Source organism: Taylorella equigenitalis ATCC 35865 (assembly GCF_000276685.1).
GTDB classification, from domain to species: Bacteria; Pseudomonadota; Gammaproteobacteria; order Burkholderiales; family Burkholderiaceae_B; genus Taylorella; species Taylorella equigenitalis.
This window is the reverse complement of sequence record NC_018108.1, coordinates 524,282-549,835: the sequence shown is the minus strand read 5'-3', so window position 1 is coordinate 549,835 and position 25,554 is coordinate 524,282. Positions and strand designations below refer to the sequence as shown.

The window sequence follows — 25,554 nt, the reverse complement described above, 5'->3', positions numbered from 1 at the left end:
GGTAATAATATAAGGATATATTTTAATAAAGGGGAGTGATATGCAATTCACCGTTCATAATACAGCAGATATTTTAAAAATCAAAACACCAGCTTTATTTGTTGGTGTATTTAAAGAGGGAAAACACGGCGTTATTTCCAAAGACTTACCTAACAGTGCAGAAATTAAAAATATCATCCGCAAAGAGTTTAGATGTGGTCTAGGCGATGCTTATATGATGCGTGATGTTCCTGGTTTTGCAGCTGAAAAAGTAGTACTTATAGGCATGGGCGAAGAAGATAAATTTGACATGAAAGCTCTAGAGGATGCTCATTGTGCTGTTACTTGTTTTATGGAGGAGTACAGCATAAAAGAAGGTGTAAGCACACTTTTAGATGAAGAGGCTTTATTTAAAAATCACGAGGAAATAACCCTAAAAGATGCAACTATAGTTGCTGCACGTAAAGTTCACTACTCTAACTACAAATACACAAGTACATTCAAAGAGATTCCAGACCATAATGTTCTTAAAAAATTTGGATTTACTACTTCTAAAGAAAACACTAAATTGGTTAAGGATGCCATTGCCACAGGTAAAGCTATTGCAGATGGCATGCTTCTAACTATGCAATTAGGTGATTTGCCGAGCAATATTTGCACACCTACATATTTAGGTAATTGTGCTAAAGATTTAGCTAAAGAATACAAAGAAATTAAAGCTGAAGTTTTAGGACGTAAGCAAATAGAATCATTAAAAATGGGTGCATTTCTATCAGTAGCAGCTGGTGCTTCTGAGGAGCCTGCCCTTATAACACTTAGATATACTCCAACTAAGAAATCTAGCAAAAAACCGTTAGTCTTTGTTGGAAAAGGTGTCACTTTCGATTCAGGCGGTATTTCATTAAAAAACAAATCTGGTATGGATGAGATGAAATTCGACATGTGCGGTGCTGCTTCAGTTTTCGGCGTTCTTAAGGCTGTAGCGGAAATCGGATTTGATCGCGAAATTATCGGTGTTGTAGCAGCTACCGAAAATATGCCTAGCAGTTATGCAACTAAACCAGGTGACGTAGTTACTAGCATGTCTGGTAAAACCATTGAAATTCTTAATACTGATGCTGAAGGACGCTTGTTGCTAGCAGATGCTTTAACTTATGTGGATAAATTTAATCCCGAGGTTGTAATTGATATTGCCACTCTAACAAGTGCAATTATTCAGGCTCTCGGTCATGTCCATGCTGGCGTTTTCTCAAACGATGAAGATCTTGCAGATGCATTGGTTGATGCTGGTGAAATTGCAAATGACACAGCTTGGAAAATGCCTCTAGATGAGCAATTTGCAGAAAAACTTAAAAGTAATTTTGCCGATTGTGCAAATATAGGTTGTGGCGTTGCTGGATCTGCAGTGGCAGCTGCTTTCCTAGAAAAATTTATTGGCGATTATAAATGGGCTCACATTGATATAGCTGGAGTTGCTTGGAACCGAGGCGATAACAAAGGTGCATCTGGTCGTCCTGTTGCATTGTTAATGGCATATTTGCTTAATCAATAATAGTGTCTGAAGTATACGAAGCTCACGGAGCCAGAAGCATAGATGACATAATCACTATGTCAGTAAACTCCGTGAGTGCTCATTATTCAAAGGGTCGTAGCATACTGGTGTATTGCCACGATCCAAAACTAGCAAATAAATTTAGTGAAAGATTGTGGTCTAAGGATGATTGCAATTTCATTCCTCATTATTTTGCGGGGGATGATATTGTAATTCCCCCTAGAATCATTATATGTAATGAAGATATTAATGACTGGTTTAAAAAGTTAAACCCTCAACCTTATTTTTTGCTTAATTTGAGTACGGATTATTTGAAAGAAGCGACTTTATTCGAAAATATTCTTGAGTTTGTTATGAGTGAGAGCGAGTCAAAAAGATTAGCTCGAGATAGAGTACTTAAATACAAACAAGACGGGCATGAAATTAAATATTTTGAGTTTAAATATAATTAATATTAATGTATTGTTTCTTTGGATTTCGACCCCATAATTTATATAGTAAACTTAATTAAATCAATAATTTGGAGTACACATGAATAATTTCGGTAGACCTTCTGATTCATTGTCTCAGGATTCTTTCCGCGGAAATGGTCAGGCGATTGCTAAAGCTAAGAATAAAGTTCTTAGTCAGACATATGTATTGCTAGCTATATCTATTGCGGTTGCAGCATTGGGTGCTTTAGTTGGCATGCAGTTTAACATTTTTGCTGGCATGAGACCTTTTATGCAATTTGCTATTTTTATGATAGGTGTTTATGGTCTCATGTTTCTTGTAGTTAAAAATCGTAATTCAGCTGCAGGAGTTGGGTTCTTGTTAGCATTTACTTTCTTTATGGGGCTTACCTTAAGCAACTTAATTTCAAGTATCCTTATGCTAGCAAATGGACCTTCTCTTATCCTTTACGCTTTCGGCTCTACGGCTACTATATTCTTTATCATGGCAACCTTGGCTAATGTTATAAAGAAAGACCTAAGTTTTATAAGTAAGTTTTTATTTATTGGTCTTATTGCTTGCATTATAGGTGCTGTGGCTAATATTTTCTTGCTCATACCTGCACTATCTCTAGCCTTAGCGACAGTTGTAGTTATTATCTGCTCTTTATATTTACTTGTTGATGTTCAAAGAATAATAAATGGTGGAGAAACTAACTATATTATGGCGACTATGAGTATTTTCATCAGTCTATATAATATTTTCTCAAGCTTACTAAGTATCTTCGGTATGACTTCTAGTAGCGATTAATTTTGAGAGATGATTTAGATTTTCTCTTACATTAAGAGTCGATCTATTTAAAGCTTTTGATATATTGAGCCTGAGTTCATTTCGCAATTCAGGCTCTTTTTTTAAATCGTAAAAATCGGGTTCTGCCGAATCTAATCCATAACCAATTTCGCATAGCCATTGCCACTCAAAACGTCTTAGTACTATACGCGGGTCTGTGTCTGAAACCAAGCCTAATAGCGCATCTTTATAACAATCAAAAAGCTTTTCGTGCGGATCTTCTTTGGCTACTCCTCTCAAGATTAGTTCATTTAGATACCAAGCAGACATCAAAGCACGTTCTGGAATGCAATAAAATCCATCGGTTTCAACTTTTGTAATGGTTTTAAGTTCACCAGACCCAGACCAGCTTACGAGTAGTGGTTGAAAATGAGCGTTAATAGGTCTTAAAACTGAATAGGGTCTTTTAGCACTTTTGGCAACGCCCGCTATCAATCCATATTCACGAGAAAAAACATTCACTATAAGGGAGTTATCACTCCAAGATATACTGTGCAGAACAAAAGCTTTAGCTTCCGAAACTTTCTTTTTTAGGGTTGCCATTACTCATACCCAAGATTACGCAAATGAGCTTCGTCGCTAGACCAACCCTTACGTACCTTAATGAATATTTCAAGATATACGGGTTTATCGATAAGTTTAGATATGTCTTGTCGTGCTTCGGATGCTATTCTTTTCATATGCATCCCTTTAGTACCGAGTAGAATCGGTTTATGATTTTCCCTCTCCACTAAAATACATGCATTTATGCTAGTGCCTGAAGCCTCCTCATCCCATTTCTCAATTACTACTGTACACTCATAAGGGAGTTCATCTCCCACTAATCGAAAAATCTTTTCTCTAATAATTTCAGAAGCAATAAATTTTATACTTCTATCTGTAATTGCTTCCTCATCAAACAAATGCTCACTTTCAGGCAACCTAATGGAAATTTCATCCAGTAATGTATCAAGTTGAATTGTTTTTTCTGAGCTTACTGGAACAACTGCTTCATAGGTATGCTTTTGTAGAATATCCTTAGTAAAAGCAAATAAAGAGTTCTTATCCTTCAATAGATCAACTTTACTTAGAACTAGGATTGCGGGTTTGTTTTTCGGAAGCAGAGGAATAATTTGAGCATCACCATCGTTCCATTTACCAGCCTCAACCACATGAAGAATTACATCTACATCATTTAAAGTAGAAGTAACCACCCTATTCATCATGTTGTTCATGGTGCCACCATGTCGGGTTTGAAATCCTGGTGTGTCTACAAAAATATACTGTACTGAATCTTTAGTAAGAACACCATGAATGCGATGCCTTGTGGTTTGAGCTTTGCGGGAAACAATCGATATTTTGCTATCGATTAAGGCATTCATTAAAGTAGACTTGCCTACATTTGGCCTACCTACAACTGCGATATACCCTGCTTTTAAATTCTTATTTGGCATCTTGTTCAACAGCAACAGGAAGTGTAAGTTGGGTTACTTTTCTATTTTTGTTTGGAGATTTTTTAGAAAATGATTTTATTTTTTTAATTTTTCCAAAACTAGAGTAGCGGCTGCTTGCTCAGCAGATCTACGACTAGCTCCCACGGCCTGTGCAGAAACATCAAAAAGTTCCACTGTACATTCAACTTCGAATTCCTGATCGTGAGCAGCTCCTGTAATATTAAGAACTTTATATGATGGCAATGGAACTCTTTTCGCCTGAACAAATTCTTGTAAAAGTGTTTTTGAATCCCGACCCACAGTTGAAAAATCCACATTTTTCATTAGTGGTTCATAAATGCTTTCAACCACCTTTTGGGCTTGTTCAATATTACTATCAATATAAATTGCACCAAAAATAGCTTCTACAGCATCTGCTAGGATTGATGGTCTTTTAAAACCACCGCTTTTTAATTCACCTTCACCTAATTTAATAAGGTCTTGCAATTTTAAATTGTTAGCTATTTTAGCCAGGGTATCTTGATTAACGTAACTAGCCCTAATTCTAGTTAAATCGCCTTCAGCCTGATCTTTTAATTTTTTAAACAATAAAGAGGCTACAGAAAAATTTAAAATTGAATCACCTAAAAACTCCAATCTTTCATTATGAGTGGAACTAAAACTTCTATGGGTTAAAGCCCTATTTAGAAGTTTAATATCTTTAAATGAATAATTTAATTTTTTCTGTAGTTCATCTAATTTCATACTATTTGATTGGACCTATACGACCAAAGTCTTCAAAATTCAACCATATAAAAAATGCTTTTCCTGCTAAATATTTATCAGGCACAAACCCCCAATATCTGCTATCAAGGCTATTATCCCTATTATCACCCATTACAAAATAATGACCTTCAGGAACTTTACATTCAACTGCAGATTGTAAGTAGTACTTACAAGATTCTATTCCTTCAAACTGCTCTATAGGTTTAATAGGATATAAGCCAGGCATCTGTAGGATACCATGCTCTATAGAGAATAATTTCTCTTTATAAAGTTCTGGTTTGCCAGATTGTTGTTCTGCTTTAACATATGGGCCATCAGAAATAGATTCAATAGCCTTACCGTTAACGTAAAGTTGCTTATTTTCGTAAACTATCACATCACCTGGAATACCTATAATGCGCTTTATATAGTCCTGGCTAGTATTGAGTGGATACCTAAACACAACAATATCCCCTCTATTTGGACTGCCTAAAGAGACTAATTTTTGATTAATAATTGGAAATCGAAGCCCATATTTAAATTTATTTACTAATATAAAATCCCCTTTTTGAAGAGTAGGTAGCATAGAACCTGACGGAATCCTAAACGGTTCTACTACAAATGCCCTTAGTAAAAATATAAAAAGTACCAAGCCAAAAAGACTGCCTATATAGTTAAGAAAACCATTTGAGTACTTATCTGCCTCTGATCCATAAAGTCTAATTCTTCTAGGTTTTAGAACATATTTTTCTAAAGCCATTGCAGTAAAAGTAACTATAACTAAAACTAAAAATACTATATCCATTATTTATCCTCAACTTGAAGAATAGCCAAGAAAGCTTCTTGTGGAATCTCAACGCTTCCAACTTGCTTCATACGTTTTTTACCAGCTTTTTGCTTTTCTAAAAGTTTTTTCTTCCTAGTAATATCACCACCATAGCATTTAGCTAATACATTTTTTCTTAGAGCCTTAACATTTTCTCTGGCAATGATCTCCGCCCCAATAGCCGCTTGAACAGCGACATCATACATTTGCCTTGGAATCAATCCACGCATCTTTGATACAACTTCCCGACCCTTAAATCTAGCAGAAGCCCTGTGAACAATCATAGACAAAGCATCAACTTTATCTCCATTGATAAGTAAATCTACTCTAACCACATCTGCAGATCTATACTCTAAAAATTCATAATCCATAGATGCATATCCACGTGATATAGATTTTAATTTATCAAAGAAATCTAGCACAATTTCTGCAAGTGGCATTTCATAGTGTAGATGCACCTGACGACCGTGATAATTCATATCTTTCTGGATTCCGCGCTTATTATTGCACAAAGACATAACAGGTCCAACGTAATCTTGAGGCATAAATAGGGTTAAATTCACTATAGGCTCACGTATCTCTTGGATAGTCCCTTGATCAGGCATACGAGAAGGACTATCAATATGTAATACTTCACCATTATTTTTAACGACCTCATAAACTACTGATGGTGCAGTAGTAATCAGATCCATATCAAACTCACGCTCCAGCCTCTCTTGGACTATCTCCATGTGAAGCAATCCTAGGAAACCACATCTAAAGCCAAACCCTAGGGCTTGAGATACTTCAGGTTCAAATTGTAAAGCAGCATCATTAAGTTTTAATTTTTCTAATGAATCTCTAAGCTGGTCATATTCGCTACTTTCTACAGGATAAAGCCCAGCAAAAACTTGAGGTTTAACTTCTTTAAACCCTGGCAATGATTCAGTTGCAGGATTTTGTGTATTGGTAATCGTATCTCCAACTTTAGCGTGTGCAAGCTCTTTTATACCCGTTATTAAGAAACCAACTTCTCCAGCAGATAGTGAGTTTCTAGGTTGAGATTTTGGAGTAAACACGCCTAACTGCTCAACAATATGATTTGCATGTGTAGCCATAAAGGTGATTTTGTCTTTGGGTTTAATTGATCCGTTAACGACTCGGATAAGCATAACTACACCCACATAATTATCGAACCATGAATCGATAATTAAAGCCTGTAATGGTGCATCTATATCACCTTTTGGAGGAGGTACTTTATTAACAATCACCTCTAAAATTTCATCAATACCCATACCAGTTTTAGCACTAGCTAAAACTGCATCTGATGCATCAATCCCTATCACGTCCTCTATCTCAGCACGAGCTTCTTCAGGTTGAGCTGAGGGTAAATCCATTTTATTGAGTACTGGGATAACCTCAACACCAAGATCAATGGCTGTATAACAATTCGCTACGGTTTGTGCTTCAACCCCTTGAGTAGCATCAACCACTAAAAGTGCACCTTCACATGCCGACAATGATCGACTAACTTCATATGAAAAATCCACATGACCAGGTGTGTCAATAATATTTAAAATGTAATCATTACCATCCTTAGCTTTGTAATTAAGGGTGGCAGTCTGAGCCTTAATTGTGATGCCTCTTTCTCGCTCAATATCCATAGAATCAAGAACTTGGGCAGACATTTCTCTATCAGCTAGGCCACCTGTTTTTTGAATTAGCCTATCTGCAAGAGTTGATTTACCATGATCGATATGGGCAATGATTGAGAAATTACGAATATTTTGCATTCAAATTAGAGGTTAAATAAAAATTTAAAACCTCGACTAAGAAAACTTAATCGAGGTTAAACAACTTAAGTTAGGGTTAAATTACTTACTTGGAGTAGTAGTAATCCATTGCGTCATTTTATCACGAAGCACTAGTACGGCAACTACTTTATCTTTAGGAAGAGAATTAGCCACCTCATTAAATTCCTCCACTGTAGATACATCAACATTATTAACTGTAAGAATAATATCGTCCTTCATAAAACCCGCTTCCTTAGCATCATCAGTAAGTTCAAATACTTGGACACCACCTTTAATGTTAAGCCTGTCCCTTTGTTTTGAATCAAGTGCAACTACAGAAAGACCTAATTTATTATCTTGTTTTACCTCAGGCTTTTTGTTTTTACCAAATTTAATACCCTTAGATTCCATAGCCTCAACTGTAACCGCTAGAGTTTCGCTTTTTCCGCGACGGAAAATTTCGATTTCAGTTTTCTTACCTGGTTTAGTTTGACCAACCATACGAGGTAAGTCTGTCCATTTATTGATAGCTTTACCGTCAAATTTAAGAATTACGTCTCCAGCTCTGATACCAGCTCTATCAGCAGGACCATTTTTTTCAACGCTACTTACTAAAGCACCTTTGTTATTAGATAACCCTAGAGCTTTATATACATCTTCTTGAATTGGACCAATAGTAACTCCCATACGACTACGTTCTACAACTCCAGTATCTTTAAGCTGATTAATTACATTAATAGCTTCATTAATAGGGATAGAAAAGGAGATACCCATGGAGCCTCCACTTCTTGTATAGATTTGGCTATTAACTCCAACAACTTTACCTTGCAGGTCGATTAGAGGTCCTCCAGAATTACCTGGGTTTATGGCAACATCTGTTTGAATAAATGGTAGATAGTCACCTGTGTCACGATTAATCGCACTAACTATGCCTGAAGTAACAGTCGACTCTAAGTCATAAGGTGAACCAATAGCTAATACCCATTGACCCTTTTTAAGTGCATCAGAATTACCAATTTCAATAGGCTCTAAATCTTTAGCATCAACTTTAATCAAAGCCAAATCGGTACGTTTATCAGATCCAATAACCTCAGCATCGTACTCCTTACCGTTATTTAATGTAACTATAACTTTGTCAGCTTTATCGACTACATGGTCATTTGTGATGATATAACCATCTTTAGAAATGATAAAACCAGAACCTACCCCACTAGGAACTTGTTTTTCTCCTTTTTTAGATTTTGGACCCTCTGATCCTCTATCAAAATCACGATTTGGATAATCATCCCTAGGTCCAGGACCGAATCGTTTTGAAAACGGCTCAGGAAAAAAATCTGGACCAAAGAAGAAATTAAAAAACTCTTCAGCATCTGGGTCACCCTGGAAAGACCATCCTGGTCCCCCACGACCTCCTCTAGTACTAATATTCTCCATAGTGCGGATATTAACTACACTATTTTCTGTTTTCTCTACAACTTTGGTGAAATCAGGTAAACCTAAGGTCACACTTGTGGAGTCATGATTAGCTGGTGGAGTAGTAGCTTTCGGGGCCTCTTCCGTGCTCCAAGAACTAGTTGAAGATGAACTGCTTTGAGAAAAAGCTGGTGCTGAAACCAAAGCACCTAGCAATAATGCATATAGTGGCAATTTTTGGAATTTCATATGTATCCTAAATTATGTGTTTGTCTGTCGCTAATAGTCTAAGGACGAAAAGTAAAAATTTTACTGTATTGAAATCAAAGGTAATTATTTTTATTGAGAAGTAAAATCTTCAATTTCCTCCAAGAGTGGAAGTCCATTTGCCATTTAAACAGAATTACATTTTGAATGGAATTTTTAGATTTGATTTTCAAATAAAAACAAAATTGATAAAAGTCGGCTTTTATTAAATCAACTACTCCATTAGGTGGTATTAATTGAGTTATATGAGATGGTCTAAATGAATACTTGTATAACTCAGGACCTCTCTCCAATCTCTGCTTACTAAATTGGATAAAAATAACCCCTAAACAAGCCGAATATAAAATTCCAAAAAAAGGTAATGTGGCTAAAAAAATTAATAGGGCTAAAAAACTATGTATATATAAATGAGGAAATACTGAAAGATTGACTTCCCATCTATCCTCTAGAACACCATAATTAATAGCCCTTAATTTCACTCAAATCTCTTAATAACTATTGAGCAGTTAGTCCCACCAAACCCAAATGAATTTGATAGTGCATAATCAATCTTAAGATCACGGGCTTCATTTGGACAATAATCAAGGTCACATTCTGGGTCTTGATTAAAAATGTTAATTGTTGGGGGCGACACCTGATCACGTACAGCTAAAGTAGCAAATACCGTTTCAATTCCACCTGCAGCACCTAATAAATGCCCTGTCATGGATTTAGTCGAGTTAACAACTGTTTTGTATGCATGGTCTCCCAATGCGATTTTTAGTGCTTCAGTTTCATTTTTATCACCAAGAGGCGTTGAAGTTCCATGAGCATTAACATAATCAATTTGTTCTGGATTTATCCCAGCATTTTTAAGAGCATTTCTTATGCCTAAAGCTGGTCCTTGCTTGCTTGGAGCCGTGATATGATGAGCATCTGAACTCATACCATAACCTACAAATTCACCATAAATTTTCGCTCCACGTGCAATAGCATGCTCATACTCTTCTAATACAACTACTCCAGCACCCTCTCCCAACACAAAACCATCGCGATCCTGATCCCAAGGTCTTGAAGCTGTAGCAGGATCATCATTTCTCGTAGATAATGCTCTCATAGCTGCGAATCCACCAATGCCAAGTGGTGAAACTGTAGACTCTGCACCACCCGCTATCATAACGTCAGCATCTCCATACTCAATCAAACGTGCAGCATCCCCAATCGAATGAACTCCAGTAGCACACGCAGAGACTATGGCATAACTTGGACCTGTAATACCCAATTTAATAGTTAAATGTCCAGAAACCAAATTAATCAGAGAAGCTGGAACAAAAAATGGAGATATCCTACGTGGACCTTTTTGTAAAAATTCAGTTTGAGTAGCTTCAATTCTTTGTAACCCACCTATACCAGAACTAACAATAGCTCCAATGCGATGAGCATTTTGTTCTGTAACTTCTAAACCAGAATCCTTCCAAGCTTCTAATGAAGCCGCCAAACCGTAATGTATAAATGTATCCATCTGCTTAATTTCCTTTTGAGGAATATAAGGTGATGGATCAAAACCTTTCACTTCAGCTGCGATTTGAGAGCTGAATTCACTTGCATCAAAACGAGTAATTTTGGTTACACCAGATTGACCTGCAACTATATTTTGCCATGAGGTTTTAAGATCATTTCCCACGGGAGTTACTAAACCAAGACCAGTTATTACTACACGTTTTTTCACATATGCTCCTTATAAAAAAAAGCGTCTTGTAAAGCACTTCAATGCTACTTTACAAAACGCTTAATAGAAACAAATTAAGAGACGCTCAATTTGTTAGAACTAATCCGCCCAACAGATATTACTGTTTAGAATTTTTTTCGATAAAGTCGATAGCGTTCTGAACTGTAGTGATAGTTTCAGCTTGCTCATCAGTGATAGTGTTTTCGAATTCATCTTCGAAAGCCATAACTAACTCAACCATATCAAGTGAGTCAGCACCTAGATCATCAAGAAAAGAAGACTCGTTTTTAATTTCGTCTTCGTTTAAACCTAGTTGCTTTGCAACGATTTTTTTAACACGTTGTTCGATGCTCATTTAAATCTCCAAGGGGGATGTCCCAAATAAATATTAGTTAATTTTACAAAATCAAAGGGTATTATATGAAAATTTGGGTGAATTTAAAATAATTTACCCAATAAACATACCACCATTCACATTGATTGTTTCACCTGTTATATATCCAGCATTTGGACTTGCTAAAAAAGCCACTGCGTATGCAATATCTTTTACTGAACCTAATCTTCCAAGAGGAATTTGAGTAATCAACTTCTGAGCAGCCTCCTCTCCTAATGCTTTAGTCATAGCTGTATCGATGAAACCTGGTGCTACACAATTAACGGTAATATTACGACTACCTAATTCTCTAGCTAACGCACGAGTCATACCAGCCACACCCGCTTTAGCAGCTGCATAGTTAGCTTGACCAATATTTCCCGTCATACCTACTACGGAAGTAATATTAATAATACGTCCTTCCCTAGCTTTCATCATAGGACGCACAACTGCTCGAGAAAGTCTAAAGACTGCTGTTAAATTAGTTTGAATAATCTCATCCCATTCTTCGTCTTTCATGCGCATAATTAAATTATCTCTAGTAATACCCGCATTATTAACTAAAATATGAGGTCCACCCATTTCAACAATTTCTTTAATCAAGTCATCGCAAGCTTTTGCTTCGGTAACATTAAGCACCTTACCTTCACCGCCAAACTGCGAGAGATTTTCAGAAATTTTTTGAGCACCACTCTCACTAGTTGCTGTACCTATAACTTTCGCACCTCTAGCAGCAAGCTCTAATGCTATAGCCTCACCGATACCTCGGCTAGCCCCTGTAACAAGTGCAATTTTGTCTTTTAATTCATTATTCATTTAAGCACCTTAAGATAAAACACTTTTTAAATTTTCTAAATCGCAAGGATTGTTAATAGTTAAAACTTCAATTTCTGGCAATATTCTTTTAGCCAAGTTAGAAAGTACTTTTCCAGGACCACACTCAATTACGTGTGTAATACCTAAATCACTAAGTTTTTGCATGGTTTCAACCCAACGAACTGGATGCCATGCCTGTCTTACGAGGGCATCTACAATTTCTTCTGGTGAATCCTTAATTTCAACATCAACGTTGTTAATCACAGGAATTACAGGTTTTTGAAGTTCATACTTACTTAACTCAGATTCTAAAACCCTGGCAGCAGGCTCCAATAAAGAAGAATGAAATGGAGCCGATACTGGCAAGACAAGTGCTCTTTTTGCACCCTCTTGCTTACATACTTCACAGGCTGTTACAACGGCCGCTTTGTGTCCAGCAATAACAACTTGAGAAGGAGCATTAAAATTAACTGCTTCAACAACTTCCCCAGATTGCTCCGAAACCCTTCTACAAGTCTCAATTACTTTTTCATCTGAAAGACCGATAATAGCAGCCATACCACCAGAACCCACAGGCACAACATCTTGCATAGAATTTGCCCTAACTCTAACAATTTTGACCACATCTTCAAGTTGAAAAACCCCTGATGCCGTCAAAGCAGTATATTCTCCTAAACTATGACCAGCCATAACTGAAGCCTGAGGTAATCCAGCTTCCTCATAGGCTTTATATAAAGCATAAGATGAAGCCAGCATAACAGGTTGAGTGTTTGTCGTGAGATTTAGATCATGCTCAGGGCCTTCATGAATTAGGGTGGCAATATCCTGCCCTAATGCCTCTGTGGCCTTTTTTAAAACATTTTGAACTACAGGACTATCCACCCAAGAATCAAGCATACCAATTGTCTGAGACCCTTGACCTGGAAATACAATAGCAATTTTCATAATAATCCTTTAAAACCTAACTAATGCGGAACCCCACGTAAATCCACCACCCACACCTTGTAGCATAGCTAAGTGACCACTCTTAATCAAACCATTTTTAAAAGCATAATCAAGGGCCAATGGCACACTAGCTGCGGAAGTATTTGCATGTTCTGAAACAGTCATTATTACACGCTCTTCAGGTAGATCCAATTTACGAGCTAGACTAGAGATAATTCTTGCATTTGCCTGATGAGGTATAAACCAATCGATTTCTGAAGTGGAGATTCCAGCCATTTCACATACTTCAAGTGCAGATTTTTCAAGTTTAGTGACTGCCTGCTTGAACACAGCCTGACCATCCATTCGTAAAAATGGATCTCCCACAATTTGCCCATGACGGATATTACCAGGGGTGTTTAAAATTCCATTTAAAGAACCCATAGAATTAATTTGTGTGGCAATAATCCCCGCTTCCTCCGAAGCTCCTAATACGACAGCTCCTGCTCCGTCGCCAAATAGCACGCAAGTTCTTCTATCATTCCAATCAAGAATTTTCGTAAGAGTATCAGCACCGATAACTAATGCCATCTTTGAAGCATTTGATTTAATGAATTTATCTGCTACTGTTAATGCATAAAGAAATCCACTACAAACAGCTTGAACATCAAAAGCCGCCCCATTTTCGACGCCTAAATTAGCTTGAATTAGGCAGGCAGTACTAGGGAAAATGTGATCAGGAGTTGATGTACCAAGTACAATTAAATCGATGTCATCTGCAGTTACTCCAGCATTTTCCATAGCAAGCTTAGCTGCTTTTGTAGCTAAGGTCGACGTGGTTTCTGAATCGGAAGCGATATATCTTTGAGATATGCCAGTACGAGAATTAATCCATTCATCAGAAGTTTCGATGCCTTTTTGAGCAAGTTTTTTTGCTAAATCGTCGTTAGATACTTTAAGTTCTGGCAATGCACTTCCAGAACCAAGAATTTTTGAATAAACCATTAGTTTATATCTCCAAAACCTGATTGCAATTACGCTTGTTCAGAATTTGAATGAACTTCAGAAGCTTGAAGCTCACCAACTCTGACACTAATTTTGTTAAGGATATCAAATTTGATAGCTGAATAAGCCTTAAAGATAGCATGTCTAAATGCCAAAGAATCAGCAGAACCATGACTTTTTACAACTACGCCCCTTAAACCTAGAAATACGGCTCCGTTGTACCTGCGATTATCTACTTCTTCTTTAAATTTAGAAAGTACTGGTTTTGCAATAAAAGCTATAAGCTTTGTAAAAAATGAATGGAGAAAACGTTTTTTTAATTTATGGCTAATCATCTTAGCCAACCCCTCTGAGGTTTTAAGCATCACGTTACCCACAAAACCATCACAGACAATTACATTGCATTTGCCTTTAAAGATGTCGTCTCCCTCAACATTTCCTATAAAGTTAAGTCCAGACTCTTGAAGAAGTGTAAAGGTTTTACGAACGACTTCGTTACCCTTATTGGTTTCGTGACCTATATTTAATAGACCTAAAGTAGGGTTTTCAATTTCTTCTATAGCTTGCACAAGTGCTGTACCCATGATAGCAAACTGCTGAAGATGTTGTGGTGTGCAATCTACGTTTGCCCCTAGGTCAAGAACATATGTACCACCACCAGCTACATTTGGTATCGCAGAAGAAATTGCAGGCCTTTTAATGCCATCAAGAGTTTTAAGTATAAGGCGAGAAATAGCCATAAGAGCCCCAGTATTACCTGCGGATACACAAGCATCTGCTTTTTGCTCATTAACTAAATTAATGGCAACATGCATTGTGGAACCCTTTTTATGTCTTAAGGCTGCTTCAACAGCATCTTCCCCTGTTACAACTTCGTCACAGGGGATAATTTCAAATTGGTTGATATCTCTAGGCTTACTGTGATTTAAAGCTTTAAGTATACGAGCTTCATTACCCACCAACAAAAATTGCACATCGGCTATGCGCTGTGCAAATCTCACTGCTGCGGGGACTGTAACGGAGATGCCATTATCTCCGCCCATACAGTCGATAGCAATCCTAATCACTGCAAAAATTTAAGGAATTACTCGTCGTTTTTAGTTTTTAGAACTTTACGACCACGATACATACCATTAGGGCTGATGTGATGACGTAAATGAACTTCACCAGATGTAGGATCAACCGCTGTAGGAGGATTAGTTAAGTAATCATGCGAACGGTGCATACCTCTTTTAGAAGGTGTTTTCTTATTTTGTTGAACAGCCATGTAAGACTCCAAAAGTTAATTATTCTTAAGCTTCTTTAAAATAGCAAAAGGTGATTCCTTAACTTCCTCCTGAAACTTAGGATGAGGAATTAATTCTTCAGGACACTCCTCATGCTTAGGAATATATGGAATATTAAGAAGAATTTCATCTTCAATAAAAGAGACCATATCTTGTGCTTGAGAGGTCAATATTTTATCATGTTCAGAATCCGCAATCTCCCCCGAGGAATCTACATCTTCCTCTAAATCCTTTAAGTTTGAAACTACCTCAAGAGTAGTATCTATATCCAAAGGATATACAAAATACGAATTACAACGCTGACAAATTAATTTAGGATTAGCTTTTATAGTTAGTTTGATAAGTTTAGGACCGTGGGGTTGATTTACGCCTGATACAGCCCATTCAACTAGCGAACTTGGGTCCTGAAGAGGATAATCCTCTAGAACACGATTAAGTTTGGTAATTGAAAATGTGTCACTAATGGTTTTTTGATTTCTGATTAAATCATAAAAATCCATAGCAAAATCACCCTTAGACCATTAGAAAATTAGACTTAAATCTAATATCTAATATAAAAAAAGTATAAATTGGTTTTAAATAAGTCCTAATCTTAAATTTACTAAAGATTTATATGTAGCTCACATAGCTAACCATATAGTAAAATAAGCTATAAAAACTAAAAAATTAAACTATTTTAAAGTAATCGATTATTTTAAAATTTTTAAATCTTTAAGTCAATAAATACATGACATCAACATTGCCACAATTAATATTAGCCTCCTCTTCTAGATATAGAAAAGATTTACTAGGGCGCCTACACATACCATTTGAGTGTATTTCACCAAACATTGATGAGACAAAACTTGCCTCTGAAACTCCAGTAGCCCTTTCAATTAGATTAGCTAAGGAAAAAGCTCAAGTTGTGTTCGATCAATATAAAGATTCTGTTGTAATAGGTTCGGATCAAGTAGCTACTTTTAATAACAAAGTGATGGGAAAGGCAGGTTCACTTGATAAGGCAAAATTACAACTTAAAGAGCTAAGCGGTCAACAGGTGGATTTTTATACGTCTTTATGCATACTACATAAGGATGGGATTATGAGGGATACCATTCTCACAAGATGTATTTTTCGTGACCTATCTATAGAGGAAATCGAAAATTATCTTAGTATAGAACCTGCATTCGACACAGCCGGAAGTGCAAAGGCTGAGGGTCTAGGAATTTCACTTATGGAATCTATAACTAGTGATGACCCTACAGCTATTATAGGACTTCCACTAATCAGAACTAGTCAATTTCTTAGAGAACTTGGCTTTAAGCCTCAAGTAGTATGACTGTTAAATCTCTACACCTAATACCTGTTGGACTAGGGAATTTAAATATAAATTTCTGGTTGCCCTCAGAAGCCATAAAAATAGTTAAAAATATAGATTTGTTCATAGCGGAAAATGCTAAAACAGCCAGAGCTTTTCTAAAACTTATTGAACCTGAAAAACCTATACAAGAAATCAAAATTTTTACACTTACCGATGAGAGCAACGAAAAGGATTTTAAGAATTGGTTTTCTACTGAATGCAACAATGGAATTATTGGACTAGTTTCAGAAGCTGGCTGTCCAGCAGTTGCTGATCCAGGAGCAAAAGTAGTTGCATATGCACATAAAAGCGGACTTGACGTCATACCCTGGACAGGACCGTCATCCATTTTGTTAGGTTTGATGGGTAGTGGGCTAGATGGGCAAAGATTTACTTTTCATGGGTATGCACCTATAGATATTGCCACAAAAAAACAAGCTTTTAAGAATTGGGAAAGCACTTCAAAAAAACTATCCCAAACCCAAATTTTTATTGAAACTCCATATAGGAACGAGGCTGTATTTTCAACTTTACTAGACGTACTGAACCCAGACACGCATCTTTGTTTAGCTATAGGACTTCATACTGACAACCAGCAGATAATTACAAAAACCATATTGGAGTGGAGAAAATCACAACCACCACAATTTAAAAAGGTTCCAACTATATTTTTGTTTTTGGCTTAGTAACTATGCTTTTGTGTGTAAATTGAAAGCAATCGAGTTAACTCGGACACTGAGTCAACTACGTGATTAGGTCTTAGATCATCTAGTTCTTTACGGTTATGAGCTCCATATGCAACCCCAATTGAATGTATTCCTGCATTACGTGCCATCAAAAGGTCATGCGAGGTATCTCCTATCATAATTGCTTGCTCTGGTCGCACCATTAATTCATCTAGAATTTCTTCTAACATCAAAGGATTAGGTTTTCCTGCTGTTTGATCGGCCGTCCTAGTGGTATCAAAATTATGTTCTAGTCCAAATTGTTTTAGTGCCCTGTCTAAACCTATCCTACTTTTCCCAGTAGCTACTGCTGTCAAAACCCCTCTCTCTTTAAGACTTTGCAATAATTCGGGAATTCCAGTAAAAAGTTTTATATCTGAGCCTTGTGTCAAATAATGATATGAATACCTCTGAGCAAAATCTTGTGCTTGTGCTGGGGTTATATCAGGTACTACTTTTCTTGCGGCTTCTTTAATGGACAAACCTATAACCCAGCTAGCCTGATTGCTAGTTGGTATAGGCAAATTTAAATCTGCACATGTTTTTTGAATCGCAAGAACAATATTATGAGTGGAGTCCATAAGCGTTCCATCCCAATCAAATATCACCAAGGAATATTTCATATATTAAGTTTTTTTAAAAGTGATTTGCAATCGTCTGGAAGGTCGATTTTAAATTCTAGTCTCTTCTCAGTAATAGGATGAACAAAGGATAATATATACGCATGTAAAAACATCCTATTAAAACCAAGTTTTTTAACATGTAGTGTCAATGCGTCGTCCCCATATTTTTCATCTCCCACAATCGGAAATCCACTTGATCTTAAATGTACACGAATTTGATGCGTCCGACCTGTCAATATCTGCACACTTAAAAGTTCAAATTCTCCTACTTTTTCTACTTTTCTTACTTTAGAATGTGCATATTTTCCATTTTCGGCATCAACCTTTACCCTTCTCTCTCCTTGTGGGGTTAGATACTTATATAGTGGCAACTTTATATCCTTTAATTTTTCAGGCCAATTTCCTTTTATAAGTGCATAATAGCTTTTATGTAATTTGGACTGCCTAATCATATCCTGAAGAGCAACTAAAGCACTTCTTTTTTTGGCAATGATTAAGAGACCGGACGTTTCCTTATCCAGTCTATGTACTAATTCTAGAAATTTACTATCTGGTCTGCTAGTCCTTATCTGTTCGATTACCCCATAAGAGACTCCGCTTCCACCATGAACAGCAACACCAGCAGGCTTATTTATGATTAAGAAGTAGTCATCCTCAAAAATAATATCAAAGTTTCTAGTAGGTATGAAACTTTTAGGTTGCTCCTGAGGTAATCGAAAGGGAGGAATTCTTATTTCATCCCCTGTATGAATTCGGCATTCAGAATTAACTCTGCCTTTATTAACTCTAACCTGACCAGAGCGGATAGCTTTATAAATATGGCTTTTGGGCACTCCTTTTGAAAACTTAATAAGAAAGTTGTCTATACGTTGACCATCAGATGAATCATCCACTTGGACATATTTAACTGAAGGTAGGGAAATGGTCATAGATACAGGGCTTAGGGTTAAATCGTTTCTAATTGTAGCTAAATCATTGTATTAATGCTACAATCTGTACGCCTATAGATTTGCCCAATTATGCTTATAGAATTAATAACAATAATAAAAATTTTCTATATTGCAATTTTAGGTTGGTCTTTTATCGATATTGTTGTAGCAAGCTGTATGTATGCGGTAGTTTTATTTGTCTACCCAAGGTATGCTTTAAGAATTGTATAGAATTTTTGTTTGCAGATTGTAGTCTGTAAATTTTTTGTTGATAGTTATTGAGTTTCTTCCTATTAATTTACAGTAGTTAGTCGTATTGAACTGCTATATTGCCACCCTATACACATTCCATCATCTCGAGCTAGGTTAATACTTAAACCTAAGTATTAGTTTTTTTTGAGTATTTTTATGAAAAGAATGTTATTTAATGCAACACATCAGGAAGAGCTCCGTGTTGCTATTGTCGATGGTCAAAAGCTACTTGACATTGACATTGAGACGTCTGGTCGCGAACAGAGAAAAGGTAATATTTACAAAGGTGTAATTACTCGCATCGAACCTTCACTTGAAGCATGCTTTGTCGATTATGGACAGGAGAGGCATGGATTTCTACCATTTAAAGAGGTATCCCGTAATTATCACAAATCAGGTACTGACCATTCTCGTATTTCTGAAGCCCTTGAAGTAGGACAGGAATTAATAATTCAAGTTGAAAAAGAGGAGCGCGGTAACAAAGGGGCTGCTCTTACAACATACATTTCTTTGGCTGGACGTTATTTAGTTTTAATGCCAAATAACCCAAAAGGCGGTGGCATATCTAGGCGTATTGACTGGGAGGAGAGACAGGAACTACGCGAGGCTATGTCTCATTTAGAACTTCCAGAAGGTATGAGCCTAATTGCACGTACAGCAGGTATCGGTAGAACCACTGAAGAGCTTAATTGGGATTTAACTTATTTAATGCAACTATGGAAAGCTATAGAAGATGCAGCTAACCACTACAGTGCTCCAATCCTTATTTATCAAGAATCATCTCTAGTAATCAGGGCTCTCAGAGACTATTTTTCTCATGACATTACAGAAATTTTGATTGATACAGATGAAATCTATGATCAAGTAAATGCATTTATGCAGGATGTGATGCCGGATAATGTTGCCAAAATAAAGCGATATCGTCATGCGGTTCCTTTGTTTTCAAGATTTCAAGTTGAGCACCAAATTGAGACTGCGTATTCGAGGCACGTACATTTACCGTCTGGAGGTTCTATTGTTATCGACCACACAGAGGCTTTAGTTGCAGTTGATGTAAACTCTGCCCGTTCTACTAGAGGTGGTGATATCGAAGAGACTGCCATGCGTACGAATATTGAGGCCGCAGAGGAAGTTGCTCGCCAACTAAGATTACGCGATTTAGGTGGTCTTATAGTGATCGATTTTATCGACATGGAAGACAGTAAAAATCAAAAAGCAGTTGAATCTAAATTAAAAGAGGCAATTCAATTTGATAGAGCTAGAGTTCAGATGGGTAAGATTTCCAAATTTGGGCTTATGGAACTTTCACGTCAAAGACTTAGACCATCCTTAAATGAAGGGTCGCACATAATTTGTCCACGATGTAATGGTACTGGGGCTATTCGTGATATTGAATCTAGTGCACTTAATGTACTTAGGCTTTTACAAGAAGAAGCACTTAAGGAAAATACAGCCGTTGTTAATGCTCAGGTACCTGTTGACGTTGCAACTTATCTTCTAAATGAAAAACGTCAAGATATAGTCAAGATGGAGGCCAAGAATCAAATACGTATTTATTTGATTCCAAGTAAAAATTTAGAAACTCCTCATTACAATATTGAACGTATTCGTCATGATGAATCTCGTATGGATGAACTTCCAGTGAGCTACAAATTGACCGACGATTCTATTGAAGAAATTCCATCATGGCAGGAGAAAAAAGATCAACCTAAAGCTCCTGAGGCTGTTGTTAAAGGGATACGCAGACAAACACCTGCCCCAACCCCTTCTCCTAAAACTAAGGAAACCAACTCGACAGAACTTACTTTCTGGCAAAAAATCTTGTCATTCTTTGGGTTTGCACGTAAAGATCAAACTCCTGAAATTACGCAAACTCCCAAAGTCAAAACCCCCGCTAGTAAAAGCTGTCGAAAACCTCATTCAAGCAAAACCCATAAAAGTCAGAATCATAAAAAATCATCTAACAATGATGAAATTGAATTAAAGGCAAGTCCTTCTGCTTCAAAAACTAAATCCGACTCTGAACGACTTAGAAATAAACCACGTAAAGCGAAATCTGAAGAGAATAGTATTTCTGGATTTACTGAAGTGGTGCAAGAGGACATTGCCACCCTAGAGAAAAAACCCCAAAACAGACGTCGTAAGGGAAAATCTAAATCCGACAAACCGGTAGAAGTAGTGCCTGCGACCGAAACAGCCCCATTAACCCAACCATCGGCTGAACCTACAGAAATTGTAGAAAGCGATTCAGACCAACCAAAACGTCACAGAAATAGACGGGGTCGTAGTCGAAATAAAAATAATAACAATCAGGCATTTGTACCAAATGAAGTTTTGCTTGAGCAGCAAGATATATTGGCCTCTGAATCGATTAAAGAGAATTCAAAATCTTTAGAATTGTCTCATGCTACTCCAAATGCAATTGCAGAACCACTTAGTAATAAGGGTGTTCCATCTGGAGTTGTCTCTGAGGATGTACCTCAAGACGATAAAGTTAGACAAAATATTGAGGCACCATCTGTAAGTGAAACCATTGCGGATTTTGATCCTCAGTCTATTGGAGCAGAAGTTGCTCCAAAACCTCTTCCTCGCAGTCAGGGTAGAAGACCTGCTGAGCACAAACAATCTGCTATGGATCGTTCTGATGGTAGGCAATCTGCTATGGATCGTTCTGATGGTAGACAATCTGCTATGGATCGTTCTGATGCGGAAAGCGTAGGTAAGGATAACGTTGAAGCTGATGACTCAAAGATTTCACGAAAATTGGAAAATTCCAAGTCTGATAGGAGTCCTAAATCCATAGAAAAATCAGAGCAAACTGAACATGCAGAAAATAAATTTAGAATTACCAAAAAAGAAGTAATTCAAAAATTTGTTTTTAATAAAGAGGAGTTGCTTAGTGTCTGCGAAAGCATTGGCATGACTTGGATTGAAACTGATCCATCTAAAATCGTTGAAATACCTAAAGTTGACGTTAAACTAGGTCGCGAACGCAAGCCTCTAGTGCCACTTTCAAACGAACCCCTAGAGCAGGTAGAAACTAAAATTATTAATTAGTTAAAAATAAGGTCAGCTTAATATAAGCTGACCTTTTTGTACTGTGCATTTAAAACTATCCATTAATTTAAAGTCTTTCAACAACTTCAAAGGATTGCTTAGTAAGTAAAGCCAAAATGTATGCAATTTTTTGTTTAAGGTCCTTGCGATTAATCACCATATCAACCGCACCTTTTTCCTGAAGAAATTCAGCCCTTTGGAACCCTTCGGGCAACTGTTCTCTAACTGTTTGCTCTATAACGCGTGGACCAGCAAAGCCAATTAGGGCATTAGGTTCAGCTATAACAACATCACCCATAAATGCAAAACTAGCCGAAACACCACCCATAGTAGGATCAGTTAATACACTTATAAAAGGAATTTTCTCTTTTGATAAAAGAGTAAGTGATGCATTAGTTTTAGCCATCTGCATAAGAGAGAACAAACTTTCCTGCATGCGTGCTCCACCAGAAGCAGATACACAAATAAATGGAATCCTATCTGCTAGAGCGGCATTCACTCCTCTCACAAAACGCTCTCCAACTGCAGACCCCATAGAACCGCCCATAAACCCGAAATCAAAAGCAGCAACAACTACAGGAACAGAAGCTAAAGTACCTTTCATAACAACGATTGCATCCGTTGCATCTGATTTTTTAAGGGCATCAGTTAATCGGTCAGTGTATTTTTTACTATCTTTGAATTTAAGAGGGTCCGTAGACCTAACTGAATCACCTATGAGAACTCGATTATCGTGATCAAGTAGTGAATCAATACGCTCTTGAGCTGACAATCTGAGGTGATGATCACAATTTGGGCAAACATTAAGGTTACGAACTAAATCGTCCCTATATAGTGTGGTGTTGCATGCTGGACACTTGACCCAAACACCCTCAGGAACACGCTTTGCAGTCGACTCTGAAGTATTAATTCTCGGTGGCAATATTTTTTCTAACCAACTCATTTTTATTCCTATTAACTAGGTAATCCAAGATTTTAACTTATTTTAAATTCTCTTAGCTGATAGAACACCCTGAACATTATTAGTTAAATTTGTTAAAGCTTTGGATAATTGATCGCCTGACATAATTTCAAGTGTAAGGGTAATATAGGCATAAGACTCTCTATTTCTAGAATTAACTGCTGTTACGTTCACCTTTTGCTTAGCTAAAACGTCTGAAATATCCCTTATTAGACCCGTTCTATCCAAAGCATGCACAAGAATATCAACGGGATAAACAGAATTATCAGTATCTCCCCAACTAACATCAATTACCCTTTCAGGATGCTTAACTTTTAAATTTTCAAATGCAGTACAACTGCTTCTATGTATCGTTACACCTCTACCTCGCGTTACATAACCACTTATTGCATCTGGAGGTGCAGGATGGCAACATCTAGCTAACTGAGTCATCAAAGAATCAACGCCTACAACTAGAACTCCACTTTTACCAGTAACTTCTGTACTATTACTTCGAGATTTTTTTGTAACCGATTCGACCTCATCCTCAACAGAATCTTTTGAATCAGAACTAACTTCGAACGCTTGAGCTATGGCTTTAACGCTAAATTCATCTTTGCCAACAGCTAAAAACAAGTCATCTGGACGTGAGAATCCTAAGCTTTGAGCAAGTGTATCAAGATTAACAGAGGTCTTTCCTAGTCTTTGAAGTTCTTTTTCTACTAGGACCTGTCCGTTGTTTGTTTTTTGTTGCAATGCTATAGCATTAAACCATAACCTTACTTTAGCCCTTGCTCTGGGACTTTTAAGATATCCTAGTTCTGGATTTAACCAATCTCTAGAGGGACCACCTGATTTAGCAGCTATGATCTCTACTGTCTGTCCAGTCTTTAATTGTGTATTCAGAGAAACCAATTGACCATCAACTTTAGCACCGCGACATCTATGCCCTAAATCAGTATGCAACAAATAAGCAAAATCAACTGGTGTACTTCCCTCTGGAAGTTCAAGCAACTTAGACTGCGGAGTCATAACATAAATTCTGTTTTCCGCAACCTCTTTTGTTTTGTCATCTTTTGGAGGAGGCAGTTTCGCTGTCGCCTCCTCTATTCCAACTTCCTTGCGCCACGCCAAAAGCTGACGCATCCACGAAATTTGACGGTCATAAAGACTTGAAGCACTAACTGCTCCACCTTTTGATCCTGCTTCCTTATAACGCCAGTGTGCTGCCATCCCATATTCAGCAAATTCATGCATCTTCTGAGTTCTAATTTGTACCTCAAATACCGCACCGTTAGAATCTCTTACAACAGTGTGCAGGGATCTATACCCATTAGGCTTAGGTCTGGCAATATAATCATCAAACTGCTCCATAACTGGATGATAGTTAGAATGAACGAACGATAAGGTCGTATAGCAATCACGCTCCGTTTGAACTATAACTCGAATAGCTAGCAAATCGTAAAGATCTTCGAATTTCAAAGACTTATTTTTCATCTTGTTATAGATGCTAAAAATATGCTTTGCCCGACCTGACACCTCTGCCCGTATCCCCTGGGAATCTAATGAGATTTGGATACGTTCAATAAAATCTTTAATAAGTTGCTCTCTTTCGGCCCTAGTTGCCTCAAGTTTGTTGGCAATGTCTCTGTACTCCTGTGGGTTTTCAAAGCGGAAAGATAAATCTTCTAACTCCCATTTGATTTGCCAAATCCCTAGGCGATTTGCTAGTGGTGCATAAATATTTCTATTTTGCTGTAAAAACTCAACGGGACATTCAAGCTTAGAATCAACAAACCACCTCAGTGTCTGCAAACGCGAAGCTAATCTTATTAAAACAATTCGCAAATCAGTAGCCATGGCCAATAACATCTTGCGTAAGAGCTCTTGCTGGTACTGCTCTTGCTGTGCCGTAGGCAAGCTGGCTTGATTAACAACCTGTCCAACCCTCTTAAGGGTTTGAGCCCCTTCAACTAAATCAAAAATCTCCTCACCAAATTTATCCATAATTTTGGTCTTAAATTTGGCTTGTTCAGATGCTTGATTTGAGTCTGGAGCTGCAACTACCAATACTGAGGCAGCTAGTGTATGAACATCAAGTTGCAATAGGGATAAAATCCCCAACATACCTTTTGCGTGACGAAGACATCCTTCTTGGCTTCTGAGATTACGATCCTTTAAGTATGGCGTTACGAAAGTAAAAACTTCATTTAGAAAATCCCTCTCAGAATCAGATAAATCCTCAAGAACTGTTTTCTGCCATGGTTCATCAAAAAAATCATCACCACCAATTATGGGATGTTTCATCTA

The 25,554-nt window shown here is 37.2% G+C and carries 24 protein-coding genes; 6 read left to right on the top strand and 18 right to left on the bottom strand.

The features are described 5' to 3' along the window. The first annotated feature begins 40 nt into the window (after positions 1-40). The 3 genes from KUI_RS02525 (at position 41) to KUI_RS02515 (ending at position 2,773) form a co-directional block, all read left to right on the top strand. A complete protein-coding gene (locus KUI_RS02525) occupies positions 41-1,531 on the top strand; it encodes a leucyl aminopeptidase (protein WP_013522270.1) in 1,491 nt (496 codons plus the stop codon). Positions 1,532-1,533: 2 nt separating this feature from the next. Continuing rightward, a complete protein-coding gene (locus KUI_RS02520) occupies positions 1,534-1,983 on the top strand; it encodes a DNA polymerase III subunit chi (RefSeq protein ID WP_014840233.1) in 450 nt (149 codons plus the stop codon). 79 nt (positions 1,984-2,062) lie between these two features. Further along, the gene (locus tag KUI_RS02515) at positions 2,063-2,773 is read left to right on the top strand and encodes a Bax inhibitor-1/YccA family protein (RefSeq protein WP_013522268.1); all 711 of its coding nucleotides are present in this window, start codon (positions 2,063-2,065) and stop codon (positions 2,771-2,773) included. Here the strand turns inward: KUI_RS02515 and recO are convergent. The 14 genes from recO to KUI_RS02440 all read right to left on the bottom strand — a co-directional run bounded on the left by recO (position 2,738) and on the right by KUI_RS02440 (position 15,879). Beyond that, positions 2,738-3,355 carry a DNA repair protein RecO gene (recO, locus tag KUI_RS02510; RefSeq protein WP_014840232.1) on the bottom strand — a complete coding sequence of 206 codons (618 nt, stop codon included), beginning with the start codon at positions 3,353-3,355 and terminating at the stop codon, positions 2,738-2,740. The genes KUI_RS02515 and recO overlap by 36 nt on opposite strands. Next, a complete protein-coding gene (gene era / locus KUI_RS02505) occupies positions 3,355-4,245 on the bottom strand; it encodes a GTPase Era (RefSeq protein WP_014840231.1) in 891 nt (296 codons plus the stop codon). Before era ends, recO begins: the two co-directional genes overlap by 1 nt. A gap of 75 nt (positions 4,246-4,320) precedes the next feature. Further along, positions 4,321-4,989, bottom strand: coding sequence for a ribonuclease III (gene rnc, locus KUI_RS02500; protein WP_014840230.1), 669 nt, complete (start codon positions 4,987-4,989; stop codon positions 4,321-4,323). A gap of 1 nt (position 4,990) precedes the next feature. Then, entirely contained in the window at positions 4,991-5,794 is an 804-nt protein-coding gene (gene lepB / locus KUI_RS02495) for a signal peptidase I (protein ID WP_013522264.1), read from the bottom strand. Next, the gene (gene lepA / locus KUI_RS02490; protein ID WP_013522263.1) at positions 5,794-7,587 is read right to left on the bottom strand and encodes a translation elongation factor 4; all 1,794 of its coding nucleotides are present in this window, start codon (positions 7,585-7,587) and stop codon (positions 5,794-5,796) included. The genes lepB and lepA overlap by 1 nt, the downstream gene beginning before the upstream one ends. An 81-nt stretch (positions 7,588-7,668) precedes the next feature. Beyond that, positions 7,669-9,249 (bottom strand): Do family serine endopeptidase, encoded by a 1,581-nt coding sequence (locus KUI_RS02485; protein ID WP_013522262.1) that lies wholly within the window; start codon positions 9,247-9,249, stop codon positions 7,669-7,671. A gap of 493 nt (positions 9,250-9,742) precedes the next feature. Beyond that, a complete protein-coding gene (gene fabF, locus KUI_RS02475) occupies positions 9,743-10,975 on the bottom strand; it encodes a beta-ketoacyl-ACP synthase II (protein ID WP_014840228.1) in 1,233 nt (410 codons plus the stop codon). 118 nt (positions 10,976-11,093) lie between these two features. After that, complete coding sequence (acpP, locus tag KUI_RS02470) at positions 11,094-11,330, bottom strand: acyl carrier protein (RefSeq protein ID WP_013522259.1); 237 nt, start codon at positions 11,328-11,330, stop codon at positions 11,094-11,096. A gap of 93 nt (positions 11,331-11,423) precedes the next feature. After that, entirely contained in the window at positions 11,424-12,164 is a 741-nt protein-coding gene (fabG, locus tag KUI_RS02465; protein ID WP_013522258.1) for a 3-oxoacyl-ACP reductase FabG, read from the bottom strand. A gap of 9 nt (positions 12,165-12,173) precedes the next feature. Continuing rightward, positions 12,174-13,109, bottom strand: a complete 936-nt coding sequence (fabD, locus tag KUI_RS02460; protein WP_013522257.1) for an ACP S-malonyltransferase — start codon at positions 13,107-13,109, stop codon at positions 12,174-12,176. Between the two features lie 9 nt (positions 13,110-13,118). After that, on the bottom strand, positions 13,119-14,093 hold the full coding sequence (locus tag KUI_RS02455; RefSeq protein WP_013522256.1) for a beta-ketoacyl-ACP synthase III: 975 nt from the start codon (positions 14,091-14,093) through the stop codon (positions 13,119-13,121). A gap of 29 nt (positions 14,094-14,122) precedes the next feature. Further along, the gene (gene plsX / locus KUI_RS02450; protein WP_014840227.1) at positions 14,123-15,160 is read right to left on the bottom strand and encodes a phosphate acyltransferase PlsX; all 1,038 of its coding nucleotides are present in this window, start codon (positions 15,158-15,160) and stop codon (positions 14,123-14,125) included. Between the two features lie 17 nt (positions 15,161-15,177). Next, positions 15,178-15,360: a 50S ribosomal protein L32 gene (rpmF, locus tag KUI_RS02445; RefSeq protein WP_013522254.1), complete on the bottom strand. Its 183-nt coding sequence runs from the start codon at positions 15,358-15,360 to the stop codon at positions 15,178-15,180. 15 nt (positions 15,361-15,375) lie between these two features. Beyond that, on the bottom strand, positions 15,376-15,879 hold the full coding sequence (locus tag KUI_RS02440; RefSeq protein ID WP_014840226.1) for a YceD family protein: 504 nt from the start codon (positions 15,877-15,879) through the stop codon (positions 15,376-15,378). A gap of 227 nt (positions 15,880-16,106) precedes the next feature. Between KUI_RS02440 and KUI_RS02435 the strand changes: the two genes are divergently transcribed. Both KUI_RS02435 and KUI_RS02430 read left to right on the top strand, forming a co-directional pair. Further along, positions 16,107-16,697, top strand: a complete 591-nt coding sequence (locus KUI_RS02435) for a Maf family protein (RefSeq protein WP_013522252.1) — start codon at positions 16,107-16,109, stop codon at positions 16,695-16,697. After that, a complete protein-coding gene (locus KUI_RS02430) occupies positions 16,694-17,404 on the top strand; it encodes an SAM-dependent methyltransferase (RefSeq protein ID WP_013522251.1) in 711 nt (236 codons plus the stop codon). The genes KUI_RS02435 and KUI_RS02430 overlap by 4 nt, the downstream gene beginning before the upstream one ends. Here the strand turns inward: KUI_RS02430 and KUI_RS02425 are convergent. Then, entirely contained in the window at positions 17,401-18,066 is a 666-nt protein-coding gene (locus KUI_RS02425; RefSeq protein ID WP_014840225.1) for an HAD-IA family hydrolase, read from the bottom strand. The genes KUI_RS02430 and KUI_RS02425 overlap by 4 nt on opposite strands. Further along, on the bottom strand, positions 18,063-18,995 hold the full coding sequence (locus KUI_RS02420) for an RluA family pseudouridine synthase (protein ID WP_013522249.1): 933 nt from the start codon (positions 18,993-18,995) through the stop codon (positions 18,063-18,065). The genes KUI_RS02425 and KUI_RS02420 overlap by 4 nt, the downstream gene beginning before the upstream one ends. A 408-nt stretch (positions 18,996-19,403) precedes the next feature. Between KUI_RS02420 and KUI_RS02415 the strand changes: the two genes are divergently transcribed. Beyond that, positions 19,404-22,304 (top strand): Rne/Rng family ribonuclease, encoded by a 2,901-nt coding sequence (locus tag KUI_RS02415; protein WP_406848862.1) that lies wholly within the window; start codon positions 19,404-19,406, stop codon positions 22,302-22,304. 67 nt (positions 22,305-22,371) lie between these two features. Here the strand turns inward: KUI_RS02415 and accD are convergent, their stop codons facing one another. Further along, complete coding sequence (gene accD, locus KUI_RS02410; RefSeq protein WP_013522246.1) at positions 22,372-23,247, bottom strand: acetyl-CoA carboxylase, carboxyltransferase subunit beta; 876 nt, start codon at positions 23,245-23,247, stop codon at positions 22,372-22,374. A 42-nt stretch (positions 23,248-23,289) separates the two neighbouring features. Next, on the bottom strand, positions 23,290-25,551 hold the full coding sequence (locus tag KUI_RS02405) for a RelA/SpoT family protein (RefSeq protein ID WP_013522245.1): 2,262 nt from the start codon (positions 25,549-25,551) through the stop codon (positions 23,290-23,292). Positions 25,552-25,554 lie beyond the last annotated feature (3 nt).

Excerpts from the sequence above, each read along its gene's own strand:
- KUI_RS02525 (WP_013522270.1), top strand. The coding sequence starts at position 41 with ATGCAATTCACCGTTCATAATACAGCAGATATTTTAAAAATCAAAACA.
- KUI_RS02515 (WP_013522268.1), top strand. The coding sequence starts at position 2,063 with ATGAATAATTTCGGTAGACCTTCTGATTCATTGTCTCAGGATTCTTTC.
- recO (WP_014840232.1), bottom strand. The coding sequence starts at position 3,355 with ATGGCAACCCTAAAAAAGAAAGTTTCGGAAGCTAAAGCTTTTGTTCTG.
- era (WP_014840231.1), bottom strand. The coding sequence starts at position 4,245 with ATGCCAAATAAGAATTTAAAAGCAGGGTATATCGCAGTTGTAGGTAGG.
- rnc (WP_014840230.1), bottom strand. The coding sequence starts at position 4,989 with ATGAAATTAGATGAACTACAGAAAAAATTAAATTATTCATTTAAAGAT.
- lepB (WP_013522264.1), bottom strand. The coding sequence starts at position 5,794 with ATGGATATAGTATTTTTAGTTTTAGTTATAGTTACTTTTACTGCAATG.
- lepA (WP_013522263.1), bottom strand. The coding sequence starts at position 7,587 with ATGCAAAATATTCGTAATTTCTCAATCATTGCCCATATCGATCATGGT.
- KUI_RS02485 (WP_013522262.1), bottom strand. The coding sequence starts at position 9,249 with ATGAAATTCCAAAAATTGCCACTATATGCATTATTGCTAGGTGCTTTG.
- acpP (WP_013522259.1), bottom strand. The coding sequence starts at position 11,330 with ATGAGCATCGAACAACGTGTTAAAAAAATCGTTGCAAAGCAACTAGGT.
- fabG (WP_013522258.1), bottom strand. The coding sequence starts at position 12,164 with ATGAATAATGAATTAAAAGACAAAATTGCACTTGTTACAGGGGCTAGC.
- fabD (WP_013522257.1), bottom strand. The coding sequence starts at position 13,109 with ATGAAAATTGCTATTGTATTTCCAGGTCAAGGGTCTCAGACAATTGGT.
- KUI_RS02455 (WP_013522256.1), bottom strand. The coding sequence starts at position 14,093 with ATGGTTTATTCAAAAATTCTTGGTTCTGGAAGTGCATTGCCAGAACTT.
- rpmF (WP_013522254.1), bottom strand. The coding sequence starts at position 15,360 with ATGGCTGTTCAACAAAATAAGAAAACACCTTCTAAAAGAGGTATGCAC.
- KUI_RS02440 (WP_014840226.1), bottom strand. The coding sequence starts at position 15,879 with ATGGATTTTTATGATTTAATCAGAAATCAAAAAACCATTAGTGACACA.
- KUI_RS02435 (WP_013522252.1), top strand. The coding sequence starts at position 16,107 with ATGACATCAACATTGCCACAATTAATATTAGCCTCCTCTTCTAGATAT.
- KUI_RS02430 (WP_013522251.1), top strand. The coding sequence starts at position 16,694 with ATGACTGTTAAATCTCTACACCTAATACCTGTTGGACTAGGGAATTTA.
- KUI_RS02425 (WP_014840225.1), bottom strand. The coding sequence starts at position 18,066 with ATGAAATATTCCTTGGTGATATTTGATTGGGATGGAACGCTTATGGAC.
- KUI_RS02420 (WP_013522249.1), bottom strand. The coding sequence starts at position 18,995 with ATGACCATTTCCCTACCTTCAGTTAAATATGTCCAAGTGGATGATTCA.
- KUI_RS02415 (WP_406848862.1), top strand. The coding sequence starts at position 19,404 with ATGAAAAGAATGTTATTTAATGCAACACATCAGGAAGAGCTCCGTGTT.
- accD (WP_013522246.1), bottom strand. The coding sequence starts at position 23,247 with ATGAGTTGGTTAGAAAAAATATTGCCACCGAGAATTAATACTTCAGAG.
- KUI_RS02405 (WP_013522245.1), bottom strand. The coding sequence starts at position 25,551 with ATGAAACATCCCATAATTGGTGGTGATGATTTTTTTGATGAACCATGG.